Genomic DNA, 22,851 nt, shown 5'->3' on the forward strand with positions numbered 1-22,851 from the left:
TGCGAGGATTCTACTCCTCTGCGTCCTCGTCGGTCGGCACGCCGCCGAGGTTCCCCTCGTCGTCGAACCGCTTGGCGCGGAGGAACCGCGCCCGGTACCGGTTCGCGCCCTCCTTCGTGTCGGCCTCGCGGATCTCGTCTATCCGGCCGTCGGCGACCGCGTCGATGATCGCTTCGACCTGCTCTTTCTCGCTCGGCGTCAGATCGAACTCGTAGGTCCGGGGCTGCTCGCTCTCCAGTCTGGTCCACTTGCGCGCGGCGCTCACGACGACCGAGCAGGGCTCGCGGCAGGGGAAGACGCCGTCGCCGCCGTCCACGTCGAGGTCGGCGTCGTCGTCGTACTCCCACTCGCGCCGCTTGAGACACTGCGAGTCGTCACAGCACGCCTCCGCGACCCAGTTGACGTGCTCGTGGCCCTCGCCGCGGTCCCACGTCTTGACCACGCCGTAGATGCCCGACTGCCGCTCCATCGTCTCGCGCCAGTGAGTCACGTCGAGGTCGCCCTCGCGCTCGCGATGCCAGTTGGCGACCGTCGCGGGATAGACCGTCTCGACGACCTCGTAGGCGTCTCTCGGCCCCAGATCGGCGAACACCCACCCGCCCCGCAGCGTGGGAGCGGTCTTGAGCGGGCGGTAGCGTCCCCTCTCGTCCAGTTTCACGATCTCGCGGGCGTCGAGCGGGTCGTCGTGGGCGTCCAGCTCCTCGACCGGAACGCCGACGTCGTCGGCGTGCCGCACGTCGTACCGGCGCTCGCCGCGATCGGTGACCCGAGCCGTGATCACCAGTTCCCCCCACGCGCGCTCGACTCCCTCCGCGAGCGCGGCGTACCGAGCCGCGACGGTCGCGCCGTCGGCGTCCTCGATCCAGCGGAGAAACGCGCGCCGGGGACCGAACTCGCCGACGACGTGCTCGAAGACGTACCAGTCCGTGACCGCGGGGGCGCGCTCGGCGAGCGCCGCGTGAAGCTCGCGCTCGGAGAGGCCCGTTCGGGCGTCGTCGCCCGCGGGGTCGACGACGTAGCGGGCGTCGGCGTCGCCGGGGGCGACGACGCCCGAGACCGCGACGGCGAATCCCTCGAACCGGACCGGTTCGGGCGCTCCCTCGTCGGAGTCGGTGCGCTCTTCGAGCGCGTCGAGGACGGCGTCGAAGGCGTCGCTCGGGAGGTCGATATCGGGGACGGCGGTCTCAGAGCCGACCAGTGACGCCTCGGCCGCCGCCGGGTCGTCCGTCTCGCGGGCCGCGTCGGGAGAGTGGTCCGCCACGGTCAGTCACCCGTGGCGACGCGGGTCGTCTCGCGCACGTCGTCGAGCGCGGTGCCGAGGTCGGCCCCGGCGTCGGCGGCGCGCTCCAGTATCACGTCGGCCATGAGCGGCTCCGTGCCCACCGCGCCAGCGTACCAGATCCGCGTGTCCTCGACCGCGGTCGGCACGTCGTACCCCTCCGTGTGGTCCTCACAGAGTCCGACGTCCTCGGGGATGTCCTCTTGGGTGTGGTAGCCGTCGGCGATGAAAAGCGGGACCAAGACGACGTCGTCGCTCTCGAAGAAGTCAGGGAGGTCGTCGACCTCAGGGTCCTCGTCCATGTACAGCGCCTTCACCTCGTCGAAGCGGTCGCGCTCGCGGATTCGGTCGGCGTGGTACTCGATCGCCTTCGCCGAGTTCTCGTTTCGCTCGGTGCCGTGGCCGACCACCGCCAGTCCGAATCCGTCGCTCACGTCGGGGTCGTCGGTGACCGACTCCGCGCGCCGGACGATCACGTCCGTCATCGCGCGGTGTGTCCCCACCGGACCGCAGTAGTGGACCGCGCGGTCGATGTCCTCGGCGACGAGCGTGGCCTGATCGGCGGAGAGGCCGTCGGAGCCCCACGCCGAGACGTCCCACCCGTCGAGCCGAAGCTCGCGAGGGATCACCTGCTCCGTGAAGTACCCCTCGGAGACGAAAAGCGGGACGACGTACACCTCGTCGCCCTCGACGGTCCGGAGCACCTCCCGGAAGTGCGGCTCCTCCTTCCAGAACCCGGTCTTCACCTCGTCGAACGCGCCGGTCGCGCGGATCGTGTCCGCGTGGTCGTACGTCGGCGCGCTCGACTCCGGATTCAAGTGCGAGCCGTGTGCGACGATGACGAGCGACTGCATACCCGTGCTGGGGGCGCGCCGCTCTTAGGGACTTCGGAGCGTGCGAAGGCGCGGGAATCCGCTTCGCCGCGCATTCGGCGGGTCCGCCACCCCCCTCCGTGACCGAAACGGCCATGTCCGTCGGCGCGGAGCGACCACCATGTCGCTCGCAGCAGACGCGCGCGAGGCGGTTCGAGAACGGCCGTTCCTCCGCGACGCGCTCCGTGCCGGCGTGGTGAACCACAGCGCCGCCGCCGCGTGGCTCGCGGCCGACGCCGACCTCGACGGCGACGCCGACGCCGTCGCAACCGCGATCCGCCGGTTCCGAACGGAGCTTCCCGCCTACGAGACCGCGGCGCGCGACGTCACCGTCTCGATGCAGAGCGGAGTGACGGTAGTCCACGATTACGACGGCGAGGAGCGGCCGACGGACGCACTCCTCCGCCTCGGCGACGTTGCTCTCGCGGACGGCGGCTCGCAGACCGCGATCCTCGCGACGGGCGATGTCGACGCGGCGGCGCTCGCGACGGCTCTCCGCCGCCTCGCCGCCGCGGACGTTCGGCCCGCTGCCGCCGCCGTCGTCGGTGACTCACTCGTTGTCGCCGTGGAGCGTCGCGACGGCCCGACGGCGGTGCGGATCGTCGAGAGCGCCCTGGCGGCCGTCCCGAGCGAGGGGTGAATCGAACTCCCGACGACGGGCGAGGCGGCCGACTCGACCCCGGACGTCTGATCGACCCGTCGGCGGGCAAGCGCGGACCCGAACGCGGCCCGCGATCGCGACACATCATGGCACGACGCACGACTACTCAATTTATTAATGTGTATCATATAACGGGTACTGATGGACACACGTCGGCGTCGTTGGGAAGATGGCGCAACTATCCTCTACGACCGGGCGGTCCGGATCCCACTCCCAAACGTCGACGCCGAACGAACGCTTCGCGACCACATCATGAGTTTTGCAGACGCCAGCGTTCGCCGGAGCGAACTGCTCGCCGACCCGGACCTCCCGCTCACCGAGGCCTATGGCGTCGAACTCGACGAGATGCACCGCGCGTTCGAGCACCGCCTTCGACAGCTCACCGGCGAGGACTACCGCGAGGTCGCGGACGCGTACCTCCGCGGCGAGCGCGACGACTGGGTCGGTGCCCTCGCGGTGTACTACCTGGAGTGTTACTATCGGCTACAAGAGCGGCTGACGCTCGACGACGAGATGTTTCTCTTGGGAATTCTCCGGTATCCGGACTGTTTCACCGTGACGCTTAGCTTCGCCGTCGGGGAAGTCGGCGGCGACGTCGTGCACTACGAGTCGCCCCGGCACGCCGACACGAACCTCACTACGGACCACCACGAGCGGTACTTCGCGGAGTGCCAGTACTCGCAACGGCAGGCGGCCGAGTACATCCGCGATCGGATTCATCACGTCCGCGACACCGTCCCGGACCCGGACACGACGCCCTTCGAGGAGCGAAAACACGGCGGATTCATGTACGTCACCGGTCGACGGGGATCGGTGTTCTCCGAGTACCTCGGCCCGCTTGTCCCCGACCCGAACCGCTTCGACGACGACGACACCACGGTGCCGGGACTGGTTCCGGAAGGACCGGAGATCAAACGCGCGAAACGAGAGCTTCTCGACGACGCGGAGTTCGTCGCCTGATGCGGAAGTTCGTCGCCTGATGCGGAGGTTCGTCGCCTGACGCGACACTCACGGCCTGTCGTTTTCGCGCACCCGCACGCTTTTCAGCGGTGACCGTCTTGGTGCGGTCGATGAACGCCGTCACGCTCGGTCCCGCCGGGACGTACTCACACCGCGCGGCGCGAGCCGTCGCCACCGAGGTGTCGTTCCGCGAATCCGTCACCGCCATCGTCGACGCGGTCGCGTCCGGCGAGTTCGAACGCGGTGTCGTCCCGATCGAGAACAGCATCGAAGGGTCCGTCACCGAGAGCCTCGACGCCTTAGCCGACCACGACGTCGCGGTCACCCGCGAGGTCGTCACGCCGATCCGCCACGCCCTTCTCGCGCAGGGACCGGAGTTCGATGTCGTCGCCAGCCACTCGCAGGCGCTCGCGCAGTGCCGCAACTGGCTGGAAGCGGAACACCCGGACGCCGGCCTCGAAGCGGTCGCCTCGACCGCCCGCGGCGTCGAGCGAGCGCGTGAGGACGCCCGCGTCGCCGGGATCGGTCACCCCGACAACGCCGGCGACGACCTCGAGATCCTCGCCGAGGACATCCAGGACCGCACCTCGAACGCGACGCGGTTCCTCGTGGTCGCGCCTGCGTCCGCCCGGTCCGACGCCGGCGGCAAGACCACCCTGATCGTCTACCCGAACGCGAACTACCCCGGGCTCCTCTTAGAACTCTTGGAGGCGTTCGCCGACCGCAACCTCAACCTCTCGCGGATCGAGTCGCGGCCGAGCGGCGAGCGCCTCGGCGACTACCTGTTCCACTTCGACGTCGACGCCGGGCTCTACGAGGAACACATGCGTCAGGCCGTCGACGACGTCGAGGCGATCGCCGACAACGGGTGGGTTCGCGTGCTCGGGTCGTACGATACCGAACACGTCTTGGAGTAGCCTGAGCGCAAGCCGGCCGCGGGGTCGCCCGCCGGACCGTCGGACGGACGTCAGCCGCGCACCAAATGCTAAGTACGGCGGGACCGAGGCTATCCGTATGTGGCGAGCCCGGAGAAACCGGGACCGGCGGACGGTGATCTGCATCGCGTGTGGGGACTCGGTGCTACGCGAGGACGCGCGCGAGTACGACAAGGAGGGCGACCGCTGGAGCCGGCGCGACAAGGAGTTCGAGTACCTCTGTACCGACTGCGACGACGACATCTGTCACCAGCCGCGCGACGGGCTCGAATCGCTGATCCTCTCCATCGAGTCCGACGGCCTCTCGCGCGAGGAGTTCCTCGGCCGGTACGCCGACGCCGTCGAGGCGGACGCGCCGGACGCGGGCGGCTCGACGACCGACACGCTCGGCGAGCCGGACGCGTACGGCGACGCCGACTCATCGGACGATACCTCAGAGCGTACCGACCGAGACCGCTAGGCCGGAGCTGGTGACCGTGATCGACGACGCCGTCGTCGGTCCCCCGACAGGCCTTTCTAACGCACGCGCGTTAGTCGCCGTATGACTGCAGACGAGCCGAAACCCGGGTCCGCCGAGGACCAAGGCCCCGTGACGATCACGCCGGCGCTCGCCGATCAACTCGCCGAGAAACGCGAGGAGCTGTTCGAGGAGTTCGAGATCCGTGACGCGTTCCCGAACGAGGTGCTCCGCGAGGCGGAGGCTCGGACCGAAGACGTGTACGAGGAGATCGAAGCTGAGATCGACGAACGGGAGGACCTCCGTGACCTCACAACGTGGACGACGGACCCGGTCGACGCCCAGGACTTCGACGACGCCATCTCCATCGAGCGGGAGGACGACGCCTACCGGCTGTGGGTCCACATCGCCGACGTCACCCACTACGTCACGCCCGACACCGCGATGTGGGAGGAGGCGGTCGAGCGCGCGAACACGGTGTACCTCCCCGATTACACGATCCACATGCTTCCGCCCGTGCTCGCGGAGACCGTGTGTTCTCTCGTCCCGAACGAGGACCGGCTCGCGCACACGGTGGAGATGGAGATCGACGAGGAGACGCTGTCGTTCGAGGACATCGAGATCTACAAGTCGGTGATCAACTCCGACGAGCGACTCACCTACAACGAGTGCGAGGAGCGGCTCGAAGACCCCTCGCTCCCGCTCGGCGAGGAGAACGCACTCGCGTACGAACTGGCGGACCAGATGCACGAACAGCGCAAGGCTGACGGCTCGCTCGTGTTGAACCCGAGCCGCGACCGCGCGCACACCATCATCGAAGAGTCGATGCTGAAGGCGAACAAGGCGGTGACACACACCCTGATGTGGGACCGCGGCGTCGAGGCGATGTACCGCGTCCACCCGCAGCCGACGCCCGACCAGTGGAACGAGGCGCTAAAAGAGATCCAAGAACTCGACGGCGTCTCGATCCCCGGCGACGCGTGGGGCGACGACCCGCGGAAGGCGGTCAACGCCGCGTTGGAAACCTCTCCCGGCCGCCAACTCAACAAGATCCAGCGAGCGGTGCTGAAGGTGATGCCCCGCGCGAAGTACATGAACGACCCGTTCGGCGGCCACCACGCGCTCAACTTCGACATCTACGGCCACTTCACCTCGCCCATCCGTCGCCTGTCGGACACGATCAACCACTGGATCGTCCACGAGAACGACGTGCCGGAGAACCTCCTCGAACTCTGTGACCACGCCAGCGACAAACAGAAAGACGGCGAGACCGCAGAGCGGCTCTACAAGCAGTTCCTCCAAGAGGAGGGGCTCGACCCGCATGCGGTGAACAACCGCGGCGTTGAGGTCGTCGAGGACCCCGAAGAGGCGAAACACACGGCCTGAGTCGGCTCGCGCTACGGCCCGACCCGTTCAGCTCAGGTCCTCCGGCTGCGTGCCGATGCCCTCCGGCCATCCGGTCGGCTGCGCCGCGCTCGGCTCCGCGTGCGACCGTTTCAGAACCATCACCGTGCGCTCTACGGAGAGCACGAGGTCGCCGTCCTGGTTGTACGCGCGCAGCCCGGTGGTGACGATGCCGACGTGGTCGCGCGAGGACGACTCCCGCTTTTCGAGCACCTCCGACTCCGCGAAGATTGTGTCGCCGTGGAAGACGGGCTCATGGTGGCGGATGTCGTCGTAACCGAGGTTCGCCGTCGCGTTCGCACTCACGTCGATGACGCTCATGCCGACCGCGAGCGCGATGACGAAGGTGCCGTCGACGAGGCGCTCGCCGAACTCCGTCTCCGCGGCGTACGCCTCGTTGAAGTGCATCGGATTGAGGTTCATCGACAGGTTCGTGAACCAGACGTTGTCCGTCTCGGTCACGGTCCGCCCGTAGGGGTGTTTGTAGACGTCGCCGACCGTGAAATCCTCGTAGTACCGGCCCTCCCATCCGGCGACGAGCCGGCGCTCCGTGCCGCCGTCCGTCACTGGTGTCCCCGCGTCCGGTGTCGCTGTCCCGTTCGACCCGCTCCGATCGTGCGTCTCGGTCTCTCGTCCCATACGCTCGCGACGGCGAAGCGTCAAAAGAGGGTTGCGTTCGCACGCCCGAGCCGTCGGTTCGTCCGCGATCACAGACTCGTCGACGCGGCCGGGCTGTCAGTTCCGGAGGCGCAGTCCAGTTCCGGAGGCGCAGTCCAGTTCCGGAGGCGCAGTCCAGTGTCGGGATCAGTCCCGTCGTGTCGCGAACCGCACGATCGCGGTCGCACAGAGCGCGCCGACAGTCGCGATCCCGGCCAGCACGACGAACAACTCGTCCGAGCCGGCTCTGGTCAGGACCGTCCCGGCGAGCGCCGCGCCGAGCGACCCGACCCCGAAGATGGCGAGGTAGGTGAAGCCGAAGGAGAGCCCGCGGGCGTCGGGCGGCGAGTAGGCGGCGACGGTCGCCTGCGAGAGCGGTTGGACGGTGAACAGCGCGACGCCGAGGAGCAGCGAGACCGCGAGGAACATCGCAGTGGTCTCACTCGCGGGAGCGAAAAGCAGCGCGAGCACGGCCAGCACGGACATGAGACCGATCAGCCCGCGTTCGGGGCGGACCCGGTCGGCGATGCGCCCGCCGAGGTACTGGCCGAACACCCCGACGGTGAGGACGGCGACGTACAGGTACCGCGCGAGGTCGAACTCCTCGGCGTAGGGGCTCTCGGGGTCGATAAGCTGTACGTCGACGAGCCCCGAGAGCACGTCTCCGAGCAGATCCGGGAGGAAGGTGAGGAACGTCCGATAGTAGAGGCCGCTCGACACGGCGAACGCCAGCACGAGCACGAACCCACCGGCCATGAGCGCCCGCGTGTCGCCGACGACGCTGCCGAGCGTCATCGCCGTCGTGTCGGCGTGCGCGTCGTCGCCGCGACCGCTCGCCGCCGACTCCCCGCCGACGTCGAGGGTCGCGCCGTAGCCCGCGACGAGGAGCGCCGGGACGGCGAGCAGTGCGGCGACGACCTCCCAGTCGAAGGCCAAGAGGAGGAGCGCGGTCGCGAGCGGACCGAGGGCGATCCCGAGGTTCCCGCCGATACCGTGATACCCGAGCGCGGTGCCGCGCTGGTCGACCGACGTCGATATCAGCGCGAGTCCCGCCGGGTGGTAGACGCTCGCGGTGACGCCCCACAAGGCGATCGCGAGCGTGAGGACCGCGAGGGTCGGAGCGAGGCTCACGAGGAGAAACGATCCCGCCATCCCGCTCAGACACGCGAGGATGAGCGGCTTCGAGCCGATCCGGTCGACGAGGATCCCGCCGGGGAGCGCCCCGATCCCGAACAGTCCGTAGCCGACCGTGACGACTCCGCCGAGCGCCGCCGCCGTGGTGGAGAACTCCGCTATCCACACCGTAAGCAAGATTGGTATCGAGAGTTCGTAGGTGTGAACCAGCGCGTGTGCACCCGCGGTGAAGCCGACGATCCGGCGCTCGGCTGTGTCCATCGAATCGACGTTTACCGTCGGCGCTGATAGGTGCCGGGGTTCCCGTCGGGGTTGCCGCGAGGCGGACGAGGCCACCGTGGGACGGCCGAGCTACACGTAGTTGATGTACGTGTACACCAGCAGGCCGACGGAGACCACGCTTACGAGTGCCAGCCACCCGATCATTATCGCGCCCATCTGGCGATGCGTAAGGTTCTGTCCCTCGAGTATCTCTGAGACGCCCATAGCGGCACCAATTCACTGAGAGTATATAATGGGTCTGTCTCGCGCAGTGTTCGTCGGCGCGTCGAGTCCCCCAGCCAGGGCGAGGGGACCCGTCCCGAGCCGATCTGCTCACACATCAGATGAGTCGGGCCACGCGAAAACCGCGCGATTGCCTCGGAGGTAGCACAACCCCAAACCCCCCAGTGAGGTGGGCGAGCCGTGGGGATCAACGTGGAGGTGACGCGGAAGTGACGCAGAGGTGACGCGAAGGTGACGCGAAGGTGACACGAAGGCGACACCGCTAAGACCGGCTATAGATGCCGGCGCGGAACCGCTCGACGCCTCGAATCCCCACAGTCCGACGGCTCCGTCGCGTGCGTCCCGTTCCGCGTCACGGAACGTGTCGCGCATGGTGAACTGGCTGTCATACAGCCGCGCGTAGCCGTTCGCGAGAAGCCGCTCGTTGACGTTCTCGCCGTCGAGGTACACGTACGCGAGTAGCCGGCCGAACCCGCCGCGGCGGTCGGCGCGCTCGTCCGTCTCGATCCGGACCGTCTCGCCCGCGAGCGTCTCAGTCGCGTACTGAGCCGCGTTTTGTCCCCACGTATAGAGGTGATCGCGTCCGGCGGCCGTGTCCGGAATCCCCTCGAACTCATCCGGAGTGACGGATCCGTGAGACGTCTCTGGGGTGTCGACGCCCAGCAGCCGGACGGTGTCCGTCTCGCCGTTCGGAAAGACGACCTCGATCGTGTCGCCGTCAATCACCCGCGTGACGGTCACGATCCACGCGGTGCCTGTCTCCGGTCCGCCGGAATCCGTCGGCTCGGCCACATCGGTCGACGGCGACGGCTGATCGCCGGGTCCTGCGAACCCGCCACAGCCGGCGAGGACGACGAGCAACGTCATCCCGAGCACCGCAAGCGTCTCGGTCACGCGTCTCCGGTTCAGTTGCACCCACAAGAATCGTTTGACCCGTGTTCACCCGCCGTTCGTCCTGCGACGAAAAGACACCCGTCGGGTCTACCACACAGGCGATGTGTCGGCAGATCACAGACTCGTTCGACGCGCTCCGACCGCCTGTCGTGGGCGGTGCGGATGTGTTCCGCTGACTGAATCAGGTGCGCGAGCGCAGCGTCGATCACGAACTCATCAGTGGGTCGTCGTCGGGACCGTTCGCCACGATCTCGGTCGCTCTTTCGAGTTGCCGCTCGCGGTCGTCCGTGAGCTTGGATCACCGAATCACCCCCGTTTTACTACGGATCGATCCCGACGGCGTCGGGGTGCGCCGGGATTCTCGGTGAATTCTCTCAGCGCCGACGGTAGTAGCCATATACATGTCGAAGCTAAACGTCCGTGAGAGAACGCGATACTCGACTGTGTGGTCCTGCGGAGTCGAGTATCATCAGATTGACTCGCGGGGGTCCCGTGAGCGTCAGCGAACGGGACCACGCGAGGGAACGAACGAAGTGAGTGGACTCGCGGGGATTTGAACCCCGGGCCTCTTCCTTGCGAAGGAAGCGATCTGCCGCTGATCTACGAGCCCTCATCGTCGAACAATCGCCGTTCGTATTTGTACCTTACCTTTCTTCGACCGGCACGCGAGTCGTTCGCAGTCGCCAGCGCCACGTCGCCGAGACCGACGGGATTAGGTGGCTGCCGTACCGAACACTATGTGTCCAGCGTCGGCGGTGTGTCCGCGTCATCCCGCACCGTCGCGCACCCGCGCCGTCTCCGGGGTGGCTCCGGCGGCGCGGTCGACTACATCGTCACGATTTTGAGATGTTCCCCATATTCGTTACACTTTTGCGTTCGCGGGCCCCAGATCGGGATATGGCAGAAGCGACGGCGGCGGCGGACCTCGACCCGGCCGCGATAGCGGCCCTGAAACACGTCGGGCTCGTCGGCGGCTTAACTGAGACGAAGGTGTCGTGTGCGGCGCTCGGCGACCGCCTCGACGCCTCGACGCAGACCGCCTCCCGGCGGCTTCAGAGCCTCGAATCCGCGGGGTACATCGAGCGCGACGTGGTCGGCGACGGCCAGTGGGTCAGAGTCACCGAGGCGGGCGAGGCGGCGCTGCGCGCGGAGTACGCCGACTACCGCCGGCTTTTCGAGACCGACGTCGACCTCGTCCTCCGCGGCGTGGTCACGAGCGGGATGGGGGAGGGTCGACACTACATCACCCTCTCAGGCTACGCCGAGCAGTTCCGATCGCGGCTCGGCTACGAGCCGTTCCCCGGCACGCTCAACGTCGACCTGAGCGAGGAGAGCGTCCGCCGCCGCGGCGAACTGACCGGGATCGACGCGGTGCCGATAGACGCGTGGGAGGACGACGACCGGACCTACGGCGCGGCGTCGTGTTACGGTGTCACGCTCGTCGCGGGCGACGAGCGCTACGAGGAGGTTCACGCGATAGTTCCCGACCGCACGCACCACGACGACGACCAACTGGAGCTTATCGCGCCGGAACGCCTCCGCGACGCCCTCGCGCTCGACGACGGGACCGAAATCGAGATCCGCGTGGCTGCGGCCGAGCGGGCGGACGACACGGCGACAACTGCCGTCGAGACGGAGGTGGCCTGATGCGCGTCGACGCCGACGCCGACGGTCCGAGCACTGGTCGTCCGGCCGCCGACGGCTCGGCGGTCGGCCGCGCGCTCGACGCCTTCCGCGTCGGCGAGCCGGTCTGCGTCCACGACTTCGCGGACCGCGAAGGGGAGACAGACATCGTCTACCCCGCGGGTGCGGTCGACGAGGCCGCGGTGGCGCACATGCGAAACGACGCCGGCGGGCTGATCTGCGTCGCCGTCGACGATCCCGTCGCCGACGCGTTCGGTCTGCCGTTCCTCGCCGACGCCCTCGATCACCCCGCCGTCGACGACGATCCCGCCTACGACGACCGGTCCTCGTTCTCGCTGCCGGTCAACCACCGCGAGACGTTCACGGGGATCACGGACGAGGACCGCGCTCGGACAATAATCGAGATCGCGAACGCCGCGGCGGCGGCGGGCGACGACCCCGCTGAGTACGGCCCCGACGACTTCGCGGCCGAGTTCCGCGCCCCGGGCCACGTCCACGTCCTCCGCGGGGCTCGCGACGGGCTCGCCGGGCGGACCGGCCACACCGAACTCGGGCTCGCAATGGCCGAGGCAGTCGACGCCGCGCCGGCCGCCGTGGTCTGTGAAATGCTCGACGACGAGACAGGCGCAGCGCTGTCGCCCGCTGACGCCGCCGCCTACGCCGAGCGGCGCGGGATTCCCTACGTCGAGGGCGCGGACCTCGTCGACGCGCTCGGGAACTGATTCGTGATCACGACCGTCGAGCAGCCTGCGCCGGCCCGTGAGAGGGGTGCGGACGCGCCGCAGGCGGCCCAATCTGTCGACCCGGAAACCGAGCGCCCGTTTCTCATAGATTTAAGCCCGGAGGTCACGACCGCTCGTACATGGGATTTGACGAGATGGATGTCGACACGATCTGGAAGAACGGCGAGTTCCTCGACTGGGAGGACGCGACCACGCACGTTCTTACGCACGCGCTGCACTACGGAACGGGCGTGTTCGAGGGTGTCCGCTGTTATGACACCGAAGAGGGGACGGCGATCTTCCGGTGGGACGAGCACCTCGACCGCCTGTTCGACTCCGCGAAGCTGTACGATCTGGACATCGATCACTCCCGCGAGGAACTCACCGAGGCGACGCTCGAACTCCTCGACCGACAGGAGTTAGAGTCCGGCTACATCCGACCGATCGCCTACTACGGGTACGACTCGCTCGGCGTCTCGCCCGCCGACTGTCCGACCGATGTCGTGCTCGCGGCGTGGCCGTGGGGGACGTACCTCGGCGAGGAGGCGCTCAACGACGGTGTCGACGTGATGGTCTCCTCGTGGCGGAAACACGCCTCCTCGCAGGTCCCCACGAACGTGAAGACCACCGGCCTCTACGTTAACTCCATGCTCGCGGGCGAGGAGGCCCGCCGGAACGGCTACGTCGAGGCGGTCGTGTTGAACAAGGAGGGGAATGTCGCCGAGGGGCCGGGCGAGAACATCTTCATGATCAACGACGGCGAGATCTACACGACCGGGCCCGCCCAGTCGATCTTGGAGGGGATCACCCGCGACACCATCATCACGCTCGCCGAGGAGCTGGGCTACGCGGTCCACGACGAGGCCGTCATCTCCCGCGGACAGCTGTACACAGCAGACGAGTTGTTCTTCACCGGCTCCGCGGCCGAGGTGACGCCGATCCGCTCCGTCGACGACACCGAGATCGGCTCGGGAACCCGTGGACCGATCACAGAGGAGCTACAGGACGCCTTCTTCGATCTGGTCGAACGGCGCACCGACGACCACGACGACTGGTTCACGTACCTGTAGGCGGTCGACCACGACAGCGGCGATTCCCACCGCTCGCGGCACCGTCGTACTGTCTTGCTGTCGTACTGTCTTGCTGTCTCACTCTGCTCCCGTGCCGGTCCCCCTCGCTCCGTCCCCCTCACTGCCCTCTCCGGACGCTCTGCTCCCGCCGACCGCGTCGCTCTCGCCGGATGTCCCCTGATCACGTCCGTCGGGGCGGTTGCGGTCTCCCGGAGTTCCGGCGGTGGAGACGTCGCCGAGGCCGCCCGGACGACCGACGGTTCCGTCGGGTGCCGCCGCCTCCTCGACCGGAACCTGGTGGGCCGACTCCGCGAAGCCGGCGGAGAGGACGCGAGTCATCCCCTCTTCTACGGTCTCGCCAGTCTCTTCTATCTTCTCGGGTTCGACTTCGATGACGAATCCCGTCGTGATGTTCGGCGCGGTCGGCATGAACAAGACGATCTTACCGTCTCGCGTCTTCTTGCCGGTTCGGAACGCCGTCATCCGAATGCCGGGCCACGTCTCCAGGTACACCGGACTCTGGAGTTCGTCCGTGCCGGAGACGGCCGTCTCGATCGCGAGCTTCGAGGCGTTGTACACCACCCGCAGCGCGGGGATGCGGTTTATCGCGCCGTCGACCGCCGACTCAGCGAGTCGGCCGAGCGTCGTCCGCATGAAATACCCGACCGCGAGCACGACCGTCGCGAACACGGCGAGCGCGATGATGACCCGGGAGACGGGTTCGAGCGGCCCGGGGATGATCGCCGGCTGGAGGTCGTCGATGAGCGGGATCGAAGCGATGTAGCGGTAGATCCACTGGAGGACGACGAGAAGCACCAACAGGGGTGCCAGCACGATGAGACCGCTGGCGAAGTCGCGTTTCCACGTGGACATCTATCGAATCGGTATGCGGCGGCGAGGGTTAAGAGGGCTTCTACGACGAGTCGCGTCGCCGGCCGACTGCAGACCGGATCGGGCGCGGACCGAACTGCAACGTCACCGGCCGAGGACCCTCCGCGGCGAACGCCAGATTCGCACGCCGCTCGCGGACGCGGCGGGCGAAGTACGAGAGGCACGTCGCCGTACGGCACGTACTGGGCCACGTCGATCCCCTCGCAGCGCGGTCGCGTTGAGCCCCCTCGCGCACGCCCATCAGCATCAGTACCTCGTAGTCGGTCCCGAACTCCCGGGAGAGCCGGTCGGCGTAGTGCTCGCCGAGCAGGTTCAGGATGACCCCCATGCCGTTCTTCGTTACACGCCCGCGCGTGATCGGGGAGCCTCCGGGACGGTCTCGCCGGCGGCGGAGCGACGGGCGACGGGCGGGATCATACTCGCACGTTCGCTCGGTGGCGATCTAACCGTTCCGCGCGTCGATCCGGGGTATATATACTCCCGCCGAGTGACGCACGGATATGATCGGTTCGCTCGTCGCGACGGCCTTCTGGGCGATGGTCCCCGCGTACGTCCCGAACAACGCCGCGGTGCTCGCGGGTGGCGGTCATCCCATCGACGGCGGCCGCGAGTGGCGCGGGGCGCGGCTGCTCGGCGACGGGAAAACGTGGCGCGGCACTGCCGTCGGCACGGTCGTCGGCGTCGTTATCGCGCTCGTACTCAACGCCGTCAACGACCCCGCGAGCACCGCGGTCGGCGTTGCTCTCCCGCGCTTCGAGTTCCCCGCCGCGGTCGCGCTGGCGTTCGGCGCGATGTGCGGCGACATCGGTGCCTCCTTTCTCAAGCGACGGTCCGGGCGCGAACGCGGCGCGGCGTTCCCCGGTCTCGACCAGCTCGACTTCGTCGTCGGCGCGCTCGCGCTTGTCTTCCTCGTCGATCCCGCGTGGGCGACGAACGTGTTCACGCTCCCCGTGATCGCGGCCGTCGTCGTGATGACGCCCGTGCTCCACGTCGCGACGAACGTCGGCGCGTACGCGCTCGGAGTGAAAAACGAGCCGTGGTGACAGAAAACGAGCCGTGGTGACAGAAAACGAGCCGTGGTGACCGGGTCGGAATGATTCGACGACGCAGACGCGCCTATCGGGGGAGGCGGCTACTCCGCGACGAAGTCGTCCCCGCTGGCGGGCGACGTACACACCGGACAGCCGGTCTCAAGGATCGTCTCCCGCATCTCCGTGTTCACCTCGATGGACTGGCCGCAGTCAGCGCAGGTGAATTCGACAGTGGTCAGCACGGGGTCTCTCGTCTCTCCGAGACGACGGCAGACGATATAAATGGCCGGCTTTCGGGCGACCGGAGGCGAGTCTCAGTCGGTCCGCGGGACCGCGTACGCGCCGACCGCGAGGAACCCGACCGCAAGCGCTGCGAGCACCGCCAGATCTCCCGCCCACGCGCCGCCGTCGAAGGTGATCGCCCGCGTGCCGCGGGCGAAGTACGTCAGCGGCGAGGCGGCGACGGCGGGGAGGAACCAGTCCGGCAACAGCGCGGGCGGGACGAACGTCTCGGAGAGGAAAAGCAGGGGGAGCGCGACGGTGTTGCTCGCGGCTATCACGCCGTCCTGTGAGTCCGAGAGCGCGCCGAGGATCGCACCGAGTCCGCAGAACAGCGCGACCGCGACGGCGACGAACGCGGGGAGCGCAGCCAGCGCCGGCGTGACCGCGAGCGTCGCGTCGGTGACCGCGAGCACGAGTCCCAAGATCAGGAGGCTCGCCGCGCCGATGATCCCGATGTTGACGATCGTGTGCGCGAGCAGCCACTCGCCCCGCGAGAGCGGCGTCGTCGCCAGCTTCTCGAACCGGCCGCCGTCGCGGTGGCGAGCGATCTCGGAGCCGACCCGCGAGAGCGGCGTGAAGAGAACGACCACGGCGAGATACCCCGGGATGTAGTACCCGGCGGGTTCCGCGAACAGGCCGCCGCCGGTCGGCTGCGTCCGAACCAACGCCCCGAAGATGACCACTAATATCACGGGGAAAAAGAACGTGAAGAACACGGCCGTCCGTCGTCGGAGGAACGACCGCGCCGCCGCGGTCGCCTCGGTGCCGATCCGCGCTATCCGGCTCATCCGTCGACCCCCGCGGCAGATCCGTCGACTCCAGCGTCCTCGCTCCCGTCCGGCGTCACCGCCTCCGCACGCGGCGAGTACTCCTCGCCGGTGAGCCGCAGGTACACGTCTTCGAGCGAGGGTTCGGACCACGCGAGCGACGCGAAGGCGACCCCCGCCGCGTCGAGGGCGTCCACCGCGTCACCGATCGCTTCGGGCCGGATCCCGACGATTCGGAGACCGTCGTCGGTCGGTTCCACCGCCGCGTCTCCCGGAACCGAAGCGGCGACCGATCCGTCGAGCGCGGCGGTGACAGCCTCGGCAGCCGCGTCACCCGAGTCTCCGTCTATCGTCACGTCCAGCCGCGGCTCGCCGCCGTGTGCCGCGATCAGCTCGTCCGGCGGTCCGACGGCGACCACCTCCCCGTCGCGGAGGAGCGCGACGCGGTCCGCGAGCCGCTCGATCTCGTCCATCGCGTGGCTCGTGAGGAAGACGGTCGTCCCGTCGTCGGCCAGCCGCTCTATCAGCCGGTGGATCGACCGCCGCCCGGCCGGGTCGATCCCGGTCGTGGGCTCGTCTAAAAAGAGGAGGTCGGGGTCGTTGACGATGGCGGTCGCGACGCAGGTTCGACGCTTCTGGCCGCCCGAGAGCGTCTCGTACCACGCGTCCGCGTCGTCCGCCATGCCCACGTCACGGAGCACGGCGTCGGACTCGCGCGCGGCGTCGTAGAGCCCGCCGTAGTAGTTGACGAGCTCGCTCGCCGTCAGCCGCTCCGGAGGGTCGAACGACTGCGGGAGCAGCCCGATCCGCTGGGGGTCCACCTCGCGCGGCGGCACGCCGAACGTCTCCAGCGTGCCCGCCGCCGCCGTCGTCCCCGTCAGCGCGCGGACGAGCGTCGTCTTCCCCGCGCCGTTGGGGCCGATGAGGCCGAACACCTCACCCGCCTCGACGCGGAGGTCCACGCCGTCGAGCGCGACGACGTCGCCGTACGACTTCCGGACACCCTCGGCGACGACGACCGGATCGGCGCTCGTCGACGCCCGCTCGCCGTCCGCGGCGTCGGTCGGGGTTCCCGCCGCGACCTCCGTCGCGGCCACCGTCTCGTTCATGCGAGAGATGTCAATCGCCCGCGCGCGTAAGGATTGCTCTTCGGGCGCGGGACCGGTCTCCAACCGCCCCGGTCCGTTACGCCTAAGCGACGCCGAGTCGACCCACGGTGTATGCACTACCACGAGGCGGCGGCGTTCCTCTTCGACCTCCGCCGCTTCTCGGTCAAGCCGGGGACGGAGCGCGTCTCGGCGCTGCTCGATCGGCTCGGAAACCCCGAGGACGCGGTGTCGTTCGTGCAGGTCGCGGGCTCGAACGGGAAGGGAAGCACGGCCCGGATGACCGAGTCGATCCTACGCGAGGCCGGGTTCTCGGTCGGACTCTACACCTCACCGCACCTCTCCGCGCTCACGGAACGGGTCCGCGTCGACGGGCTGGAGATGACGGAAGACGCCGTCACGGAGTTCGTCGCGGAGGCGAAACCGTGGCTCGTCGAGCGCGCGGCCGCCGGCGAACCGCTCACCTTCTTCGAGGTTGTCACCGTGATGGCGGTCCGGGAGTTCGCGCGCCGCGACGTCGACGTCGCGGTGCTCGAAGTCGGGCTCGGCGGCGAGTACGACGCGACAAGCGCGGTCGACCCGGTCGCGACCACGGTCACCAACGTCTCGCTCGAACACACCGACGTGCTCGGCGACACGGTCGCGGAGATCGCCCGCACGAAAGCCCGTATCGCCGGCGAGGGGACACCGCTCGTGACCGCCTGCGAGGGCGAGGCGCTCGACGTGGTCCGCGAGGTCGCCGCCGAGGCCGGCGCGCCGGTCGCGACGGTCGCGGGCGCTGGCGGCGGCGCGGCCGCCCCCGACGGCCCCGACCTCTCCGTCGCCTACGGCGGCCGCGTGAGCCCGAGCGACGCCGCGGTGACGCTCGACGGCGAGCGCACCGGCACGTATCGGATCCCGCTCGTGGGCGCGCATCAGGCGACGAACGCCGGGATAGCCGCGGCGCTCGCCGAGCGGACGGCGCGCGCGGTCGGCGACGGCGACGGTATCCCCGACGCCGCTCTCCGCGACGGGCTGGCGCGGGCGACGTGGCCGGGGCGGTTCGAGGTCGTCGACACCGCGCCGCTGACGGTGCTCGACGGGGCGCACAACCCCGCCGCCTGCGACACGCTCGCGGGGACGCTCGCGGAGTACGACTACGACGACCTCCACCTCGTGTACGGCGCGATGTGCGACAAAGACCACGTCGCCGCCGTCGGCGCGCTCCCTCCCGCCGCCTCCGCGGTCACCTGCCGGCCCGACCTCGACCGCGCCGAGGACCCGGACGTGCTCGCGGCCGCCCTCCGGACCGCGGGCGTCGACCGGGTGACGAGCGGCGACGACGTGGCGGCCGCGCTTGACGCCGCCGTCGCCCGCGCCGACTCCGACGACTGCGTGCTTCTCGTCGGGTCGCTGTTCGCGGTCGCGGAGGCCCGCGCCGCCCGCTTCCGTACCGTGACGCCCCGGCGAGCCGCCGGCGAGCGCGACGCCGCCCGCGCGCTCGACGCGACGGGCGTCCCTCCGGCCGTCACCGAGGAGCGCGTCGCGGGTATCGACCACCGCGTCCTCGCGCTCCGGCTGCGCGGCGACCGGGCAGCCCGGATCGCGGCCGCGATCCGGGCCGTGGGGGGCGACGCAGTCATCGGCGGCCTCGGTGCCGGCGAGGGGCGCGTCCCGAGCGGCGAGCGCGTGCCCGTCACGCTGGCCGGGACGGTCGCGGAGTTCCGAGACCTACTCGACCGAATCGGGGGTGACGGCGGCTCCGCTACCCGCGACGGCGGCTCCGCCGCTCTAGGTCACGACGGCGAGTTCGACGGCATCGCGGCCGACATCGCCGACCGGCTCGAGATTCGATACGAAACGACCCGACCGACGGACTACACAGCCGACACCGCGACCGACGACGCCGACACCGCGACCGCCACCGCGGCAGACTACCCGTGGATCGACGGCACCGCAGTGATGGGCGTTCTCAACGTCACGCCGGACTCGTTCCACGACGGCGGTCGGCACGCGAGTCGCGAGGACGCGGTCGCCGGCGTGGAGCGCATGGTCGCCGCGGGCGTCGACATCGTCGACGTCGGCGGCGAGTCGACGCGTCCCGGCGCGGAGCCGGTGCCGGTCGAAGAGGAGATAGACCGGGTGGTCCCGATCGTCGAGGCGATACAGTCGGTGCCGGCCGTCGCCGACGGCGACGTGCTCGTCTCTATCGACACGCGGAAACCGGCCGTGGCGGCGGCCGCGCTCGACGCCGGCGCGGACCTGATAAACGACGTGACCGGACTTTCGGACCCCGAGATGCGCGAGGTCGTCGCCGACGCCGGCTGTCCGGTCGTGGTGATGCACAGCCTCGACGCGCCGGTCGATCCGACGAACGATCCCGAGTACGACGACGCGGTCGACGACGTGATCGCCGCGCTCAGAGAGCGGCTCGCGCTGGCGGAGACGGCCGGAATCGACCGCGACAAGGTGATCGTCGACCCCGGACTGGGCTTCGATACGTCGTCCGCCGAGGCGTTCGAACTGATCGACCGCGTCGGCGAGTTCGCCGCGCTCGACTGCCCCGTCCTGATCGGCCACTCGCACAAGTCGATGTACGGCGCGATAGGCCGCGGTCCGGACGACCGCGAGCACGCGACCGTCGCCGCGACCGCGCTCGCGGCGGACCGCGGGGCCGACATCGTTCGGGTTCACGACGTGGGCGAGAACCGCGCCGCCGTCGACGTCGCCGCGGCGGTCGGCGGAGCGCTGCGGGACGGTCCGGTCGACGCGCCCAGTTCGGACGGGCGTACCGACGCCGACGGTTCGGTCGACGACCCAACCGGCAGCGACCCCGACGAATGACGGCAGCGTTTTTATTCCCGACTCCCTCGCGAGTGTATGACCCGGCGTCTGCTGCTCGGCTGTAGCGCGGTCGGGAACAAGTTCGTCGAACGGACGCGCGACGACCGCGACGAACTCGTCGCGGTCACCGACGACAGCGGATGGGCGTCGACGCTCCGCGACCGGAACGTCGCCGTCGTCGAGGCGGATCCGACGGACCGGTCCGCGTATCCCGCCGACGCCGCGGTCGTCTTCGTCGCCGGAGACGATCCCGCGCGCAACGTCGCTGCCGCGCGCGCCGCGAGCAGCCGGTACCCCGACGCGACGATCGTCGCGTACGTCGGAGACGACCCCACGTCCGACCAGCGGGCAACCCTCGACGCGGTCGCCGACCGCGTCGTCGACCCCGTGGAGGCCATCGCCGCACGCGTCGTGGAGGCGACGGGCGCTGACGCCACGGAGGAGCCGGTCCGGTTGCTGTCCACGCTCCGCGGCCTCTCCGGCCCGCTGCTCGTGGTCGCACACGACAACCCCGACCCCGACGCCATCGCGAGCGCGCTCGGGCTGGCGCGGATAGCCGAGTCGGCCGGCGTCTCGGCCGACTCCTGTTACGGCGGCGAGATCGCCCATCAGGAGAACCGCGCGATGGTGAACTTACTCGATCTGTCGTTACGGACCGTCGACGAGATCGACCTCGACGACTACGGCGGCGTGGCCCTCGTCGACCACTCGCGCGCCGGCATCAACGACAGCCTCCCCGACGGTCACCCCGTCGACATCGTCGTCGACCACCACCCCCCGCGCGGCCCCGTCGCCGGGGAGTTCGTCGATATCCGACCCGACGTCGGCGCGACGAGCACGCTGATCGAGTCGTACCTCTCGCGGATCGGGATCACGCCCGACCGGGCGCTCGCGACCGCGCTGTTGTACGGGATCCGGATCGACACGAAAGATTTCACGCGGTCGACGTCGATCCCCGACTTCGAGGCCGCGGCGTCGCTGTCGTCGCAGGCGGATGAGGCGACGCTCGAACGCGTCGAGAGTCCGAGCGTGAGCCCGGAGACGCTCCGCGTGATCGCGCGCGCCATCGAGCGACGCGACGTTCGGGGATCGACGGTCGCCTCCTGTGTCGGCGAGATAGCCGACCGCGACACGCTCGCGCAGGCCGCGGAACGCCTCCTCGATCTCGACGGGATCGCGGTGACGTTCGTGTTCGGCTACATGGACGGCGTGATCTACGGCTCGGCGCGGGCCCGCGGCGCGGACCTCGACGTCGGCGAACTGCTCCGCGACGCGCTTGACCCCGTCGGGTCCGCCGGCGGCCACGCGAGCATGGCCGGCGCGCAGGTCCCGCTCGGCATCTTAGAGGAGGTGTCGGACACGGAGTCGTTGACCGACGTCGTCGAGGCGTTCGTCGCCGGGCGGTTCTTCGAGGCGCTCGACGATGCGCCGTCGCCACCCAGCGGACCGGTGCCGGGATTCCCGACCGACTGACTGCGCGGCGACCGGGCGATTACGACGCGGTAACCGTGCGATTACGACGCGGTAACCGTGCGATTACGACGCGGTAACCGTGCGATTACGACGCGGCGACGCCCGCAGAAACCCGGCTATCCCGGGTGGCGCGCCCGAGGGCGCAACCTACATACTTCGTGACGGCGAATGTCGACGTATGACCGACGACCCCGTCGAACACCGCCGACTGATCATCGCCGGCACAGGCATCTCCGGGCTCACCGCCGGGATCTACGCCGCGCGGTCGAACAACGACCCCTTGCTCGTAGAGGGCGACGAGCCGGGCGGCCAGCTCACGCTCACCACCGACGTGGAGAACTATCCCGGCTTCCCCGAAGGGATCTCCGGCCCAGACCTCATCAACAACATGAAAGAGCAGGCGAAGAAGTTCGGCGCGGACACCCGAAACGGGATCATCGAGGACGTCTCGAAGGCACCCGCGGGTCACTTCCGAGTCGAACTCTCCGACGGCGACGTCTACACCGCGGACGCCGTGATCGCCGCCTCCGGTGCCAGCGCGCGAACGCTCGGCGTGCCGGGCGAAGACGAGCTGATGGGGTACGGCCTCTCGACGTGTGCGACGTGTGACGGCGCGTTCTTCCGCGGCGAGGACATGCTCGTCGTCGGCGGCGGCGACGCGGCCATGGAGGAGGCGAACTTCCTCACGAAGTTCGCGGACACGGTCTACATCGCGCACCGTCGCGAGGAGTTCCGCGCCGAGGACGTCTGGATCGACCGGACGATGGAGAAGGTCGACGACGGCGAAATCGAGCTTCTGTTGAACACCGAACTCACCGAGATCCACGGTACGCCGGAAGAGGGCGTCGACCACGTCACCTTGGTCGAGCACCCGGGCGGCCACCCCAAAGAGAAACTGGAGGACGACGCGACCGCAGACGAGGTCGATGAGTACGACTTTGACGTGGGCGCGGTGTTCTTCGCGATCGGCCACACACCGAACACCGACTTCTTGGAGGGAATCGGGGTCGAGACCGACGACGACGGCTACCTGATCACCGAGGGCGGCCGCGGCGGTGACCAGACCGACACGGGCGTCGACGGCCTGTTCGGCGCGGGCGACGTGGTCGACTTCCACTACCAGCAGGCGGTTACCGCCGCCGGGATGGGGTGTCAAGCCGCGCTCGACGCCGACGAGTACCTCACCGAGCGGGAGCGCGCCGGCGAGTTATACGAGCCCGAGGTCGACGCGGCGACCGCGGACGACTAGGTCGTCTTCGTCGTCAGTCCATCGCGTATACGCACA

22 protein-coding genes, 1 tRNA gene and 1 pseudogene are annotated in these 22,851 nt (G+C 69.0%); 12 read left to right on the forward strand and 12 right to left on the reverse strand.

Annotated features, from left to right (window positions below; all coding sequences use genetic code 11):
• Positions 1 to 10: 10 nt before the first annotated feature.
• Together EP28_RS12870 and EP28_RS12875 are read right to left on the reverse strand one after the other, a co-directional pair.
• On the reverse strand, positions 11 to 1,261 hold the full coding sequence (locus EP28_RS12870; protein WP_049984397.1) for a DR2241 family protein: 1,251 nt from the start codon (positions 1,259 to 1,261) through the stop codon (positions 11 to 13).
• Positions 1,262 to 1,263: 2 nt separating this feature from the next.
• A complete protein-coding gene (locus tag EP28_RS12875; protein WP_049984398.1) occupies positions 1,264 to 2,133 on the reverse strand; it encodes a CbiX/SirB N-terminal domain-containing protein in 870 nt (289 codons plus the stop codon).
• A gap of 139 nt (positions 2,134 to 2,272) precedes the next feature.
• Between EP28_RS12875 and EP28_RS12880 the strand changes: the two genes are divergently transcribed.
• The 5 genes from EP28_RS12880 to EP28_RS12900 all read left to right on the forward strand — a co-directional run bounded on the left by EP28_RS12880 (position 2,273) and on the right by EP28_RS12900 (position 6,550).
• Positions 2,273 to 2,791: a DUF7523 family protein gene (locus EP28_RS12880; protein WP_049984399.1), complete on the forward strand. Its 519-nt coding sequence runs from the start codon at positions 2,273 to 2,275 to the stop codon at positions 2,789 to 2,791.
• A gap of 162 nt (positions 2,792 to 2,953) precedes the next feature.
• Positions 2,954 to 3,772: a hypothetical protein gene (locus EP28_RS12885; RefSeq protein WP_049984400.1), complete on the forward strand. Its 819-nt coding sequence runs from the start codon at positions 2,954 to 2,956 to the stop codon at positions 3,770 to 3,772.
• A 110-nt stretch (positions 3,773 to 3,882) separates the two neighbouring features.
• Positions 3,883 to 4,689, forward strand: coding sequence for a prephenate dehydratase (gene pheA, locus EP28_RS12890; protein WP_049984401.1), 807 nt, complete (start codon positions 3,883 to 3,885; stop codon positions 4,687 to 4,689).
• A gap of 97 nt (positions 4,690 to 4,786) precedes the next feature.
• The gene (locus tag EP28_RS12895) at positions 4,787 to 5,167 is read left to right on the forward strand and encodes a DUF7562 family protein (protein WP_049984402.1); all 381 of its coding nucleotides are present in this window, start codon (positions 4,787 to 4,789) and stop codon (positions 5,165 to 5,167) included.
• Positions 5,168 to 5,248: 81 nt separating this feature from the next.
• Positions 5,249 to 6,550: a ribonuclease catalytic domain-containing protein gene (locus tag EP28_RS12900; protein WP_049984403.1), complete on the forward strand. Its 1,302-nt coding sequence runs from the start codon at positions 5,249 to 5,251 to the stop codon at positions 6,548 to 6,550.
• Positions 6,551 to 6,577: 27 nt separating this feature from the next.
• Here EP28_RS12900 and EP28_RS12905 read toward each other — a convergent pair whose 3' ends face one another.
• From EP28_RS12905 to EP28_RS12920, 5 genes are all read right to left on the reverse strand, one after another.
• Positions 6,578 to 7,207, reverse strand: a complete 630-nt coding sequence (locus EP28_RS12905) for a MaoC family dehydratase (RefSeq protein WP_049984404.1) — start codon at positions 7,205 to 7,207, stop codon at positions 6,578 to 6,580.
• A gap of 165 nt (positions 7,208 to 7,372) precedes the next feature.
• Positions 7,373 to 8,620 (reverse strand): MFS transporter, encoded by a 1,248-nt coding sequence (locus tag EP28_RS12910; protein WP_049984405.1) that lies wholly within the window; start codon positions 8,618 to 8,620, stop codon positions 7,373 to 7,375.
• A 90-nt stretch (positions 8,621 to 8,710) separates the two neighbouring features.
• A complete protein-coding gene (locus EP28_RS14685) occupies positions 8,711 to 8,845 on the reverse strand; it encodes a hypothetical protein (RefSeq protein WP_255358279.1) in 135 nt (44 codons plus the stop codon).
• Positions 8,846 to 8,953: 108 nt separating this feature from the next.
• A complete protein-coding gene (locus tag EP28_RS12915; RefSeq protein WP_230455365.1) occupies positions 8,954 to 9,757 on the reverse strand; it encodes a thermonuclease family protein in 804 nt (267 codons plus the stop codon).
• A gap of 538 nt (positions 9,758 to 10,295) precedes the next feature.
• Positions 10,296 to 10,367, reverse strand: a tRNA-Ala gene (locus EP28_RS12920).
• 287 nt (positions 10,368 to 10,654) lie between these two features.
• Between EP28_RS12920 and EP28_RS12925 the strand changes: the two genes are divergently transcribed.
• The 3 genes from EP28_RS12925 to EP28_RS12935 all read left to right on the forward strand — a co-directional run bounded on the left by EP28_RS12925 (position 10,655) and on the right by EP28_RS12935 (position 13,193).
• Positions 10,655 to 11,404 carry a DUF120 domain-containing protein gene (locus tag EP28_RS12925; protein WP_049984406.1) on the forward strand — a complete coding sequence of 250 codons (750 nt, stop codon included), beginning with the start codon at positions 10,655 to 10,657 and terminating at the stop codon, positions 11,402 to 11,404.
• Complete coding sequence (gene ribB / locus EP28_RS12930) at positions 11,404 to 12,123, forward strand: 3,4-dihydroxy-2-butanone-4-phosphate synthase (protein ID WP_049984407.1); 720 nt, start codon at positions 11,404 to 11,406, stop codon at positions 12,121 to 12,123. The genes EP28_RS12925 and ribB overlap by 1 nt, the downstream gene beginning before the upstream one ends.
• A 140-nt stretch (positions 12,124 to 12,263) precedes the next feature.
• On the forward strand, positions 12,264 to 13,193 hold the full coding sequence (locus EP28_RS12935) for a branched-chain amino acid transaminase (RefSeq protein WP_049984408.1): 930 nt from the start codon (positions 12,264 to 12,266) through the stop codon (positions 13,191 to 13,193).
• Between the two features lie 78 nt (positions 13,194 to 13,271).
• Here EP28_RS12935 and EP28_RS12940 read toward each other — a convergent pair whose 3' ends face one another.
• Complete coding sequence (locus tag EP28_RS12940) at positions 13,272 to 14,066, reverse strand: DUF502 domain-containing protein (RefSeq protein WP_049984409.1); 795 nt, start codon at positions 14,064 to 14,066, stop codon at positions 13,272 to 13,274.
• Positions 14,067 to 14,187: 121 nt separating this feature from the next.
• Positions 14,188 to 14,376 (reverse strand): annotated as a pseudogene (locus EP28_RS14715) (proline dehydrogenase); the annotation flags it as partial.
• A gap of 208 nt (positions 14,377 to 14,584) precedes the next feature.
• Between EP28_RS14715 and EP28_RS12950 the strand changes: the two are divergent.
• Positions 14,585 to 15,127 carry a CDP-2,3-bis-(O-geranylgeranyl)-sn-glycerol synthase gene (locus EP28_RS12950; RefSeq protein ID WP_049984411.1) on the forward strand — a complete coding sequence of 181 codons (543 nt, stop codon included), beginning with the start codon at positions 14,585 to 14,587 and terminating at the stop codon, positions 15,125 to 15,127.
• An 89-nt stretch (positions 15,128 to 15,216) separates the two neighbouring features.
• Here EP28_RS12950 and EP28_RS14305 read toward each other — a convergent pair whose 3' ends face one another.
• From EP28_RS14305 to EP28_RS12960, 3 genes are all read right to left on the reverse strand, one after another.
• The gene (locus EP28_RS14305; RefSeq protein ID WP_155118497.1) at positions 15,217 to 15,354 is read right to left on the reverse strand and encodes a DUF7560 family zinc ribbon protein; all 138 of its coding nucleotides are present in this window, start codon (positions 15,352 to 15,354) and stop codon (positions 15,217 to 15,219) included.
• Between the two features lie 75 nt (positions 15,355 to 15,429).
• Positions 15,430 to 16,185 carry an ABC transporter permease gene (locus EP28_RS12955; RefSeq protein ID WP_049984412.1) on the reverse strand — a complete coding sequence of 252 codons (756 nt, stop codon included), beginning with the start codon at positions 16,183 to 16,185 and terminating at the stop codon, positions 15,430 to 15,432.
• On the reverse strand, positions 16,182 to 17,273 hold the full coding sequence (locus tag EP28_RS12960) for an ABC transporter ATP-binding protein (RefSeq protein ID WP_049984413.1): 1,092 nt from the start codon (positions 17,271 to 17,273) through the stop codon (positions 16,182 to 16,184). Before EP28_RS12960 ends, EP28_RS12955 begins: the two co-directional genes overlap by 4 nt.
• A 111-nt stretch (positions 17,274 to 17,384) precedes the next feature.
• On the opposite strand from EP28_RS12960, the gene folP reads away from it, so the two are divergent.
• The 3 genes from folP to EP28_RS12975 all read left to right on the forward strand — a co-directional run bounded on the left by folP (position 17,385) and on the right by EP28_RS12975 (position 22,815).
• Positions 17,385 to 20,093 carry a dihydropteroate synthase gene (gene folP / locus EP28_RS12965; RefSeq protein WP_049984414.1) on the forward strand — a complete coding sequence of 903 codons (2,709 nt, stop codon included), beginning with the start codon at positions 17,385 to 17,387 and terminating at the stop codon, positions 20,091 to 20,093.
• 36 nt (positions 20,094 to 20,129) lie between these two features.
• Positions 20,130 to 21,566, forward strand: a complete 1,437-nt coding sequence (locus tag EP28_RS12970; protein WP_049984415.1) for a DHH family phosphoesterase — start codon at positions 20,130 to 20,132, stop codon at positions 21,564 to 21,566.
• A 178-nt stretch (positions 21,567 to 21,744) separates the two neighbouring features.
• Positions 21,745 to 22,815, forward strand: a complete 1,071-nt coding sequence (locus EP28_RS12975) for an NAD(P)/FAD-dependent oxidoreductase (RefSeq protein WP_049984416.1) — start codon at positions 21,745 to 21,747, stop codon at positions 22,813 to 22,815.
• Positions 22,816 to 22,851: the final 36 nt, after the last annotated feature.

Source organism: Halorubrum sp. BV1 (assembly GCF_000746205.1).
Lineage (GTDB): Archaea > Halobacteriota > Halobacteria > Halobacteriales > Haloferacaceae > Halorubrum.

Excerpts from the sequence above, each read along its gene's own strand:
- EP28_RS12875 (WP_049984398.1), bottom strand. The coding sequence starts at position 2,133 with ATGCAGTCGCTCGTCATCGTCGCACACGGCTCGCACTTGAATCCGGAG.
- EP28_RS12880 (WP_049984399.1), top strand. The coding sequence starts at position 2,273 with ATGTCGCTCGCAGCAGACGCGCGCGAGGCGGTTCGAGAACGGCCGTTC.
- EP28_RS12885 (WP_049984400.1), top strand. The coding sequence starts at position 2,954 with ATGGACACACGTCGGCGTCGTTGGGAAGATGGCGCAACTATCCTCTAC.
- pheA (WP_049984401.1), top strand. The coding sequence starts at position 3,883 with ATGAACGCCGTCACGCTCGGTCCCGCCGGGACGTACTCACACCGCGCG.
- EP28_RS12895 (WP_049984402.1), top strand. The coding sequence starts at position 4,787 with ATGTGGCGAGCCCGGAGAAACCGGGACCGGCGGACGGTGATCTGCATC.
- EP28_RS12900 (WP_049984403.1), top strand. The coding sequence starts at position 5,249 with ATGACTGCAGACGAGCCGAAACCCGGGTCCGCCGAGGACCAAGGCCCC.
- EP28_RS12905 (WP_049984404.1), bottom strand. The coding sequence starts at position 7,207 with ATGGGACGAGAGACCGAGACGCACGATCGGAGCGGGTCGAACGGGACA.
- EP28_RS12910 (WP_049984405.1), bottom strand. The coding sequence starts at position 8,620 with ATGGACACAGCCGAGCGCCGGATCGTCGGCTTCACCGCGGGTGCACAC.
- EP28_RS14685 (WP_255358279.1), bottom strand. The coding sequence starts at position 8,845 with ATGGGCGTCTCAGAGATACTCGAGGGACAGAACCTTACGCATCGCCAG.
- EP28_RS12925 (WP_049984406.1), top strand. The coding sequence starts at position 10,655 with ATGGCAGAAGCGACGGCGGCGGCGGACCTCGACCCGGCCGCGATAGCG.
- ribB (WP_049984407.1), top strand. The coding sequence starts at position 11,404 with ATGCGCGTCGACGCCGACGCCGACGGTCCGAGCACTGGTCGTCCGGCC.
- EP28_RS12935 (WP_049984408.1), top strand. The coding sequence starts at position 12,264 with ATGGGATTTGACGAGATGGATGTCGACACGATCTGGAAGAACGGCGAG.
- EP28_RS12940 (WP_049984409.1), bottom strand. The coding sequence starts at position 14,066 with ATGTCCACGTGGAAACGCGACTTCGCCAGCGGTCTCATCGTGCTGGCA.
- EP28_RS12950 (WP_049984411.1), top strand. The coding sequence starts at position 14,585 with ATGATCGGTTCGCTCGTCGCGACGGCCTTCTGGGCGATGGTCCCCGCG.
- EP28_RS12955 (WP_049984412.1), bottom strand. The coding sequence starts at position 16,185 with ATGAGCCGGATAGCGCGGATCGGCACCGAGGCGACCGCGGCGGCGCGG.
- EP28_RS12960 (WP_049984413.1), bottom strand. The coding sequence starts at position 17,273 with ATGAACGAGACGGTGGCCGCGACGGAGGTCGCGGCGGGAACCCCGACC.
- folP (WP_049984414.1), top strand. The coding sequence starts at position 17,385 with ATGCACTACCACGAGGCGGCGGCGTTCCTCTTCGACCTCCGCCGCTTC.
- EP28_RS12970 (WP_049984415.1), top strand. The coding sequence starts at position 20,130 with ATGACCCGGCGTCTGCTGCTCGGCTGTAGCGCGGTCGGGAACAAGTTC.
- EP28_RS12975 (WP_049984416.1), top strand. The coding sequence starts at position 21,745 with ATGACCGACGACCCCGTCGAACACCGCCGACTGATCATCGCCGGCACA.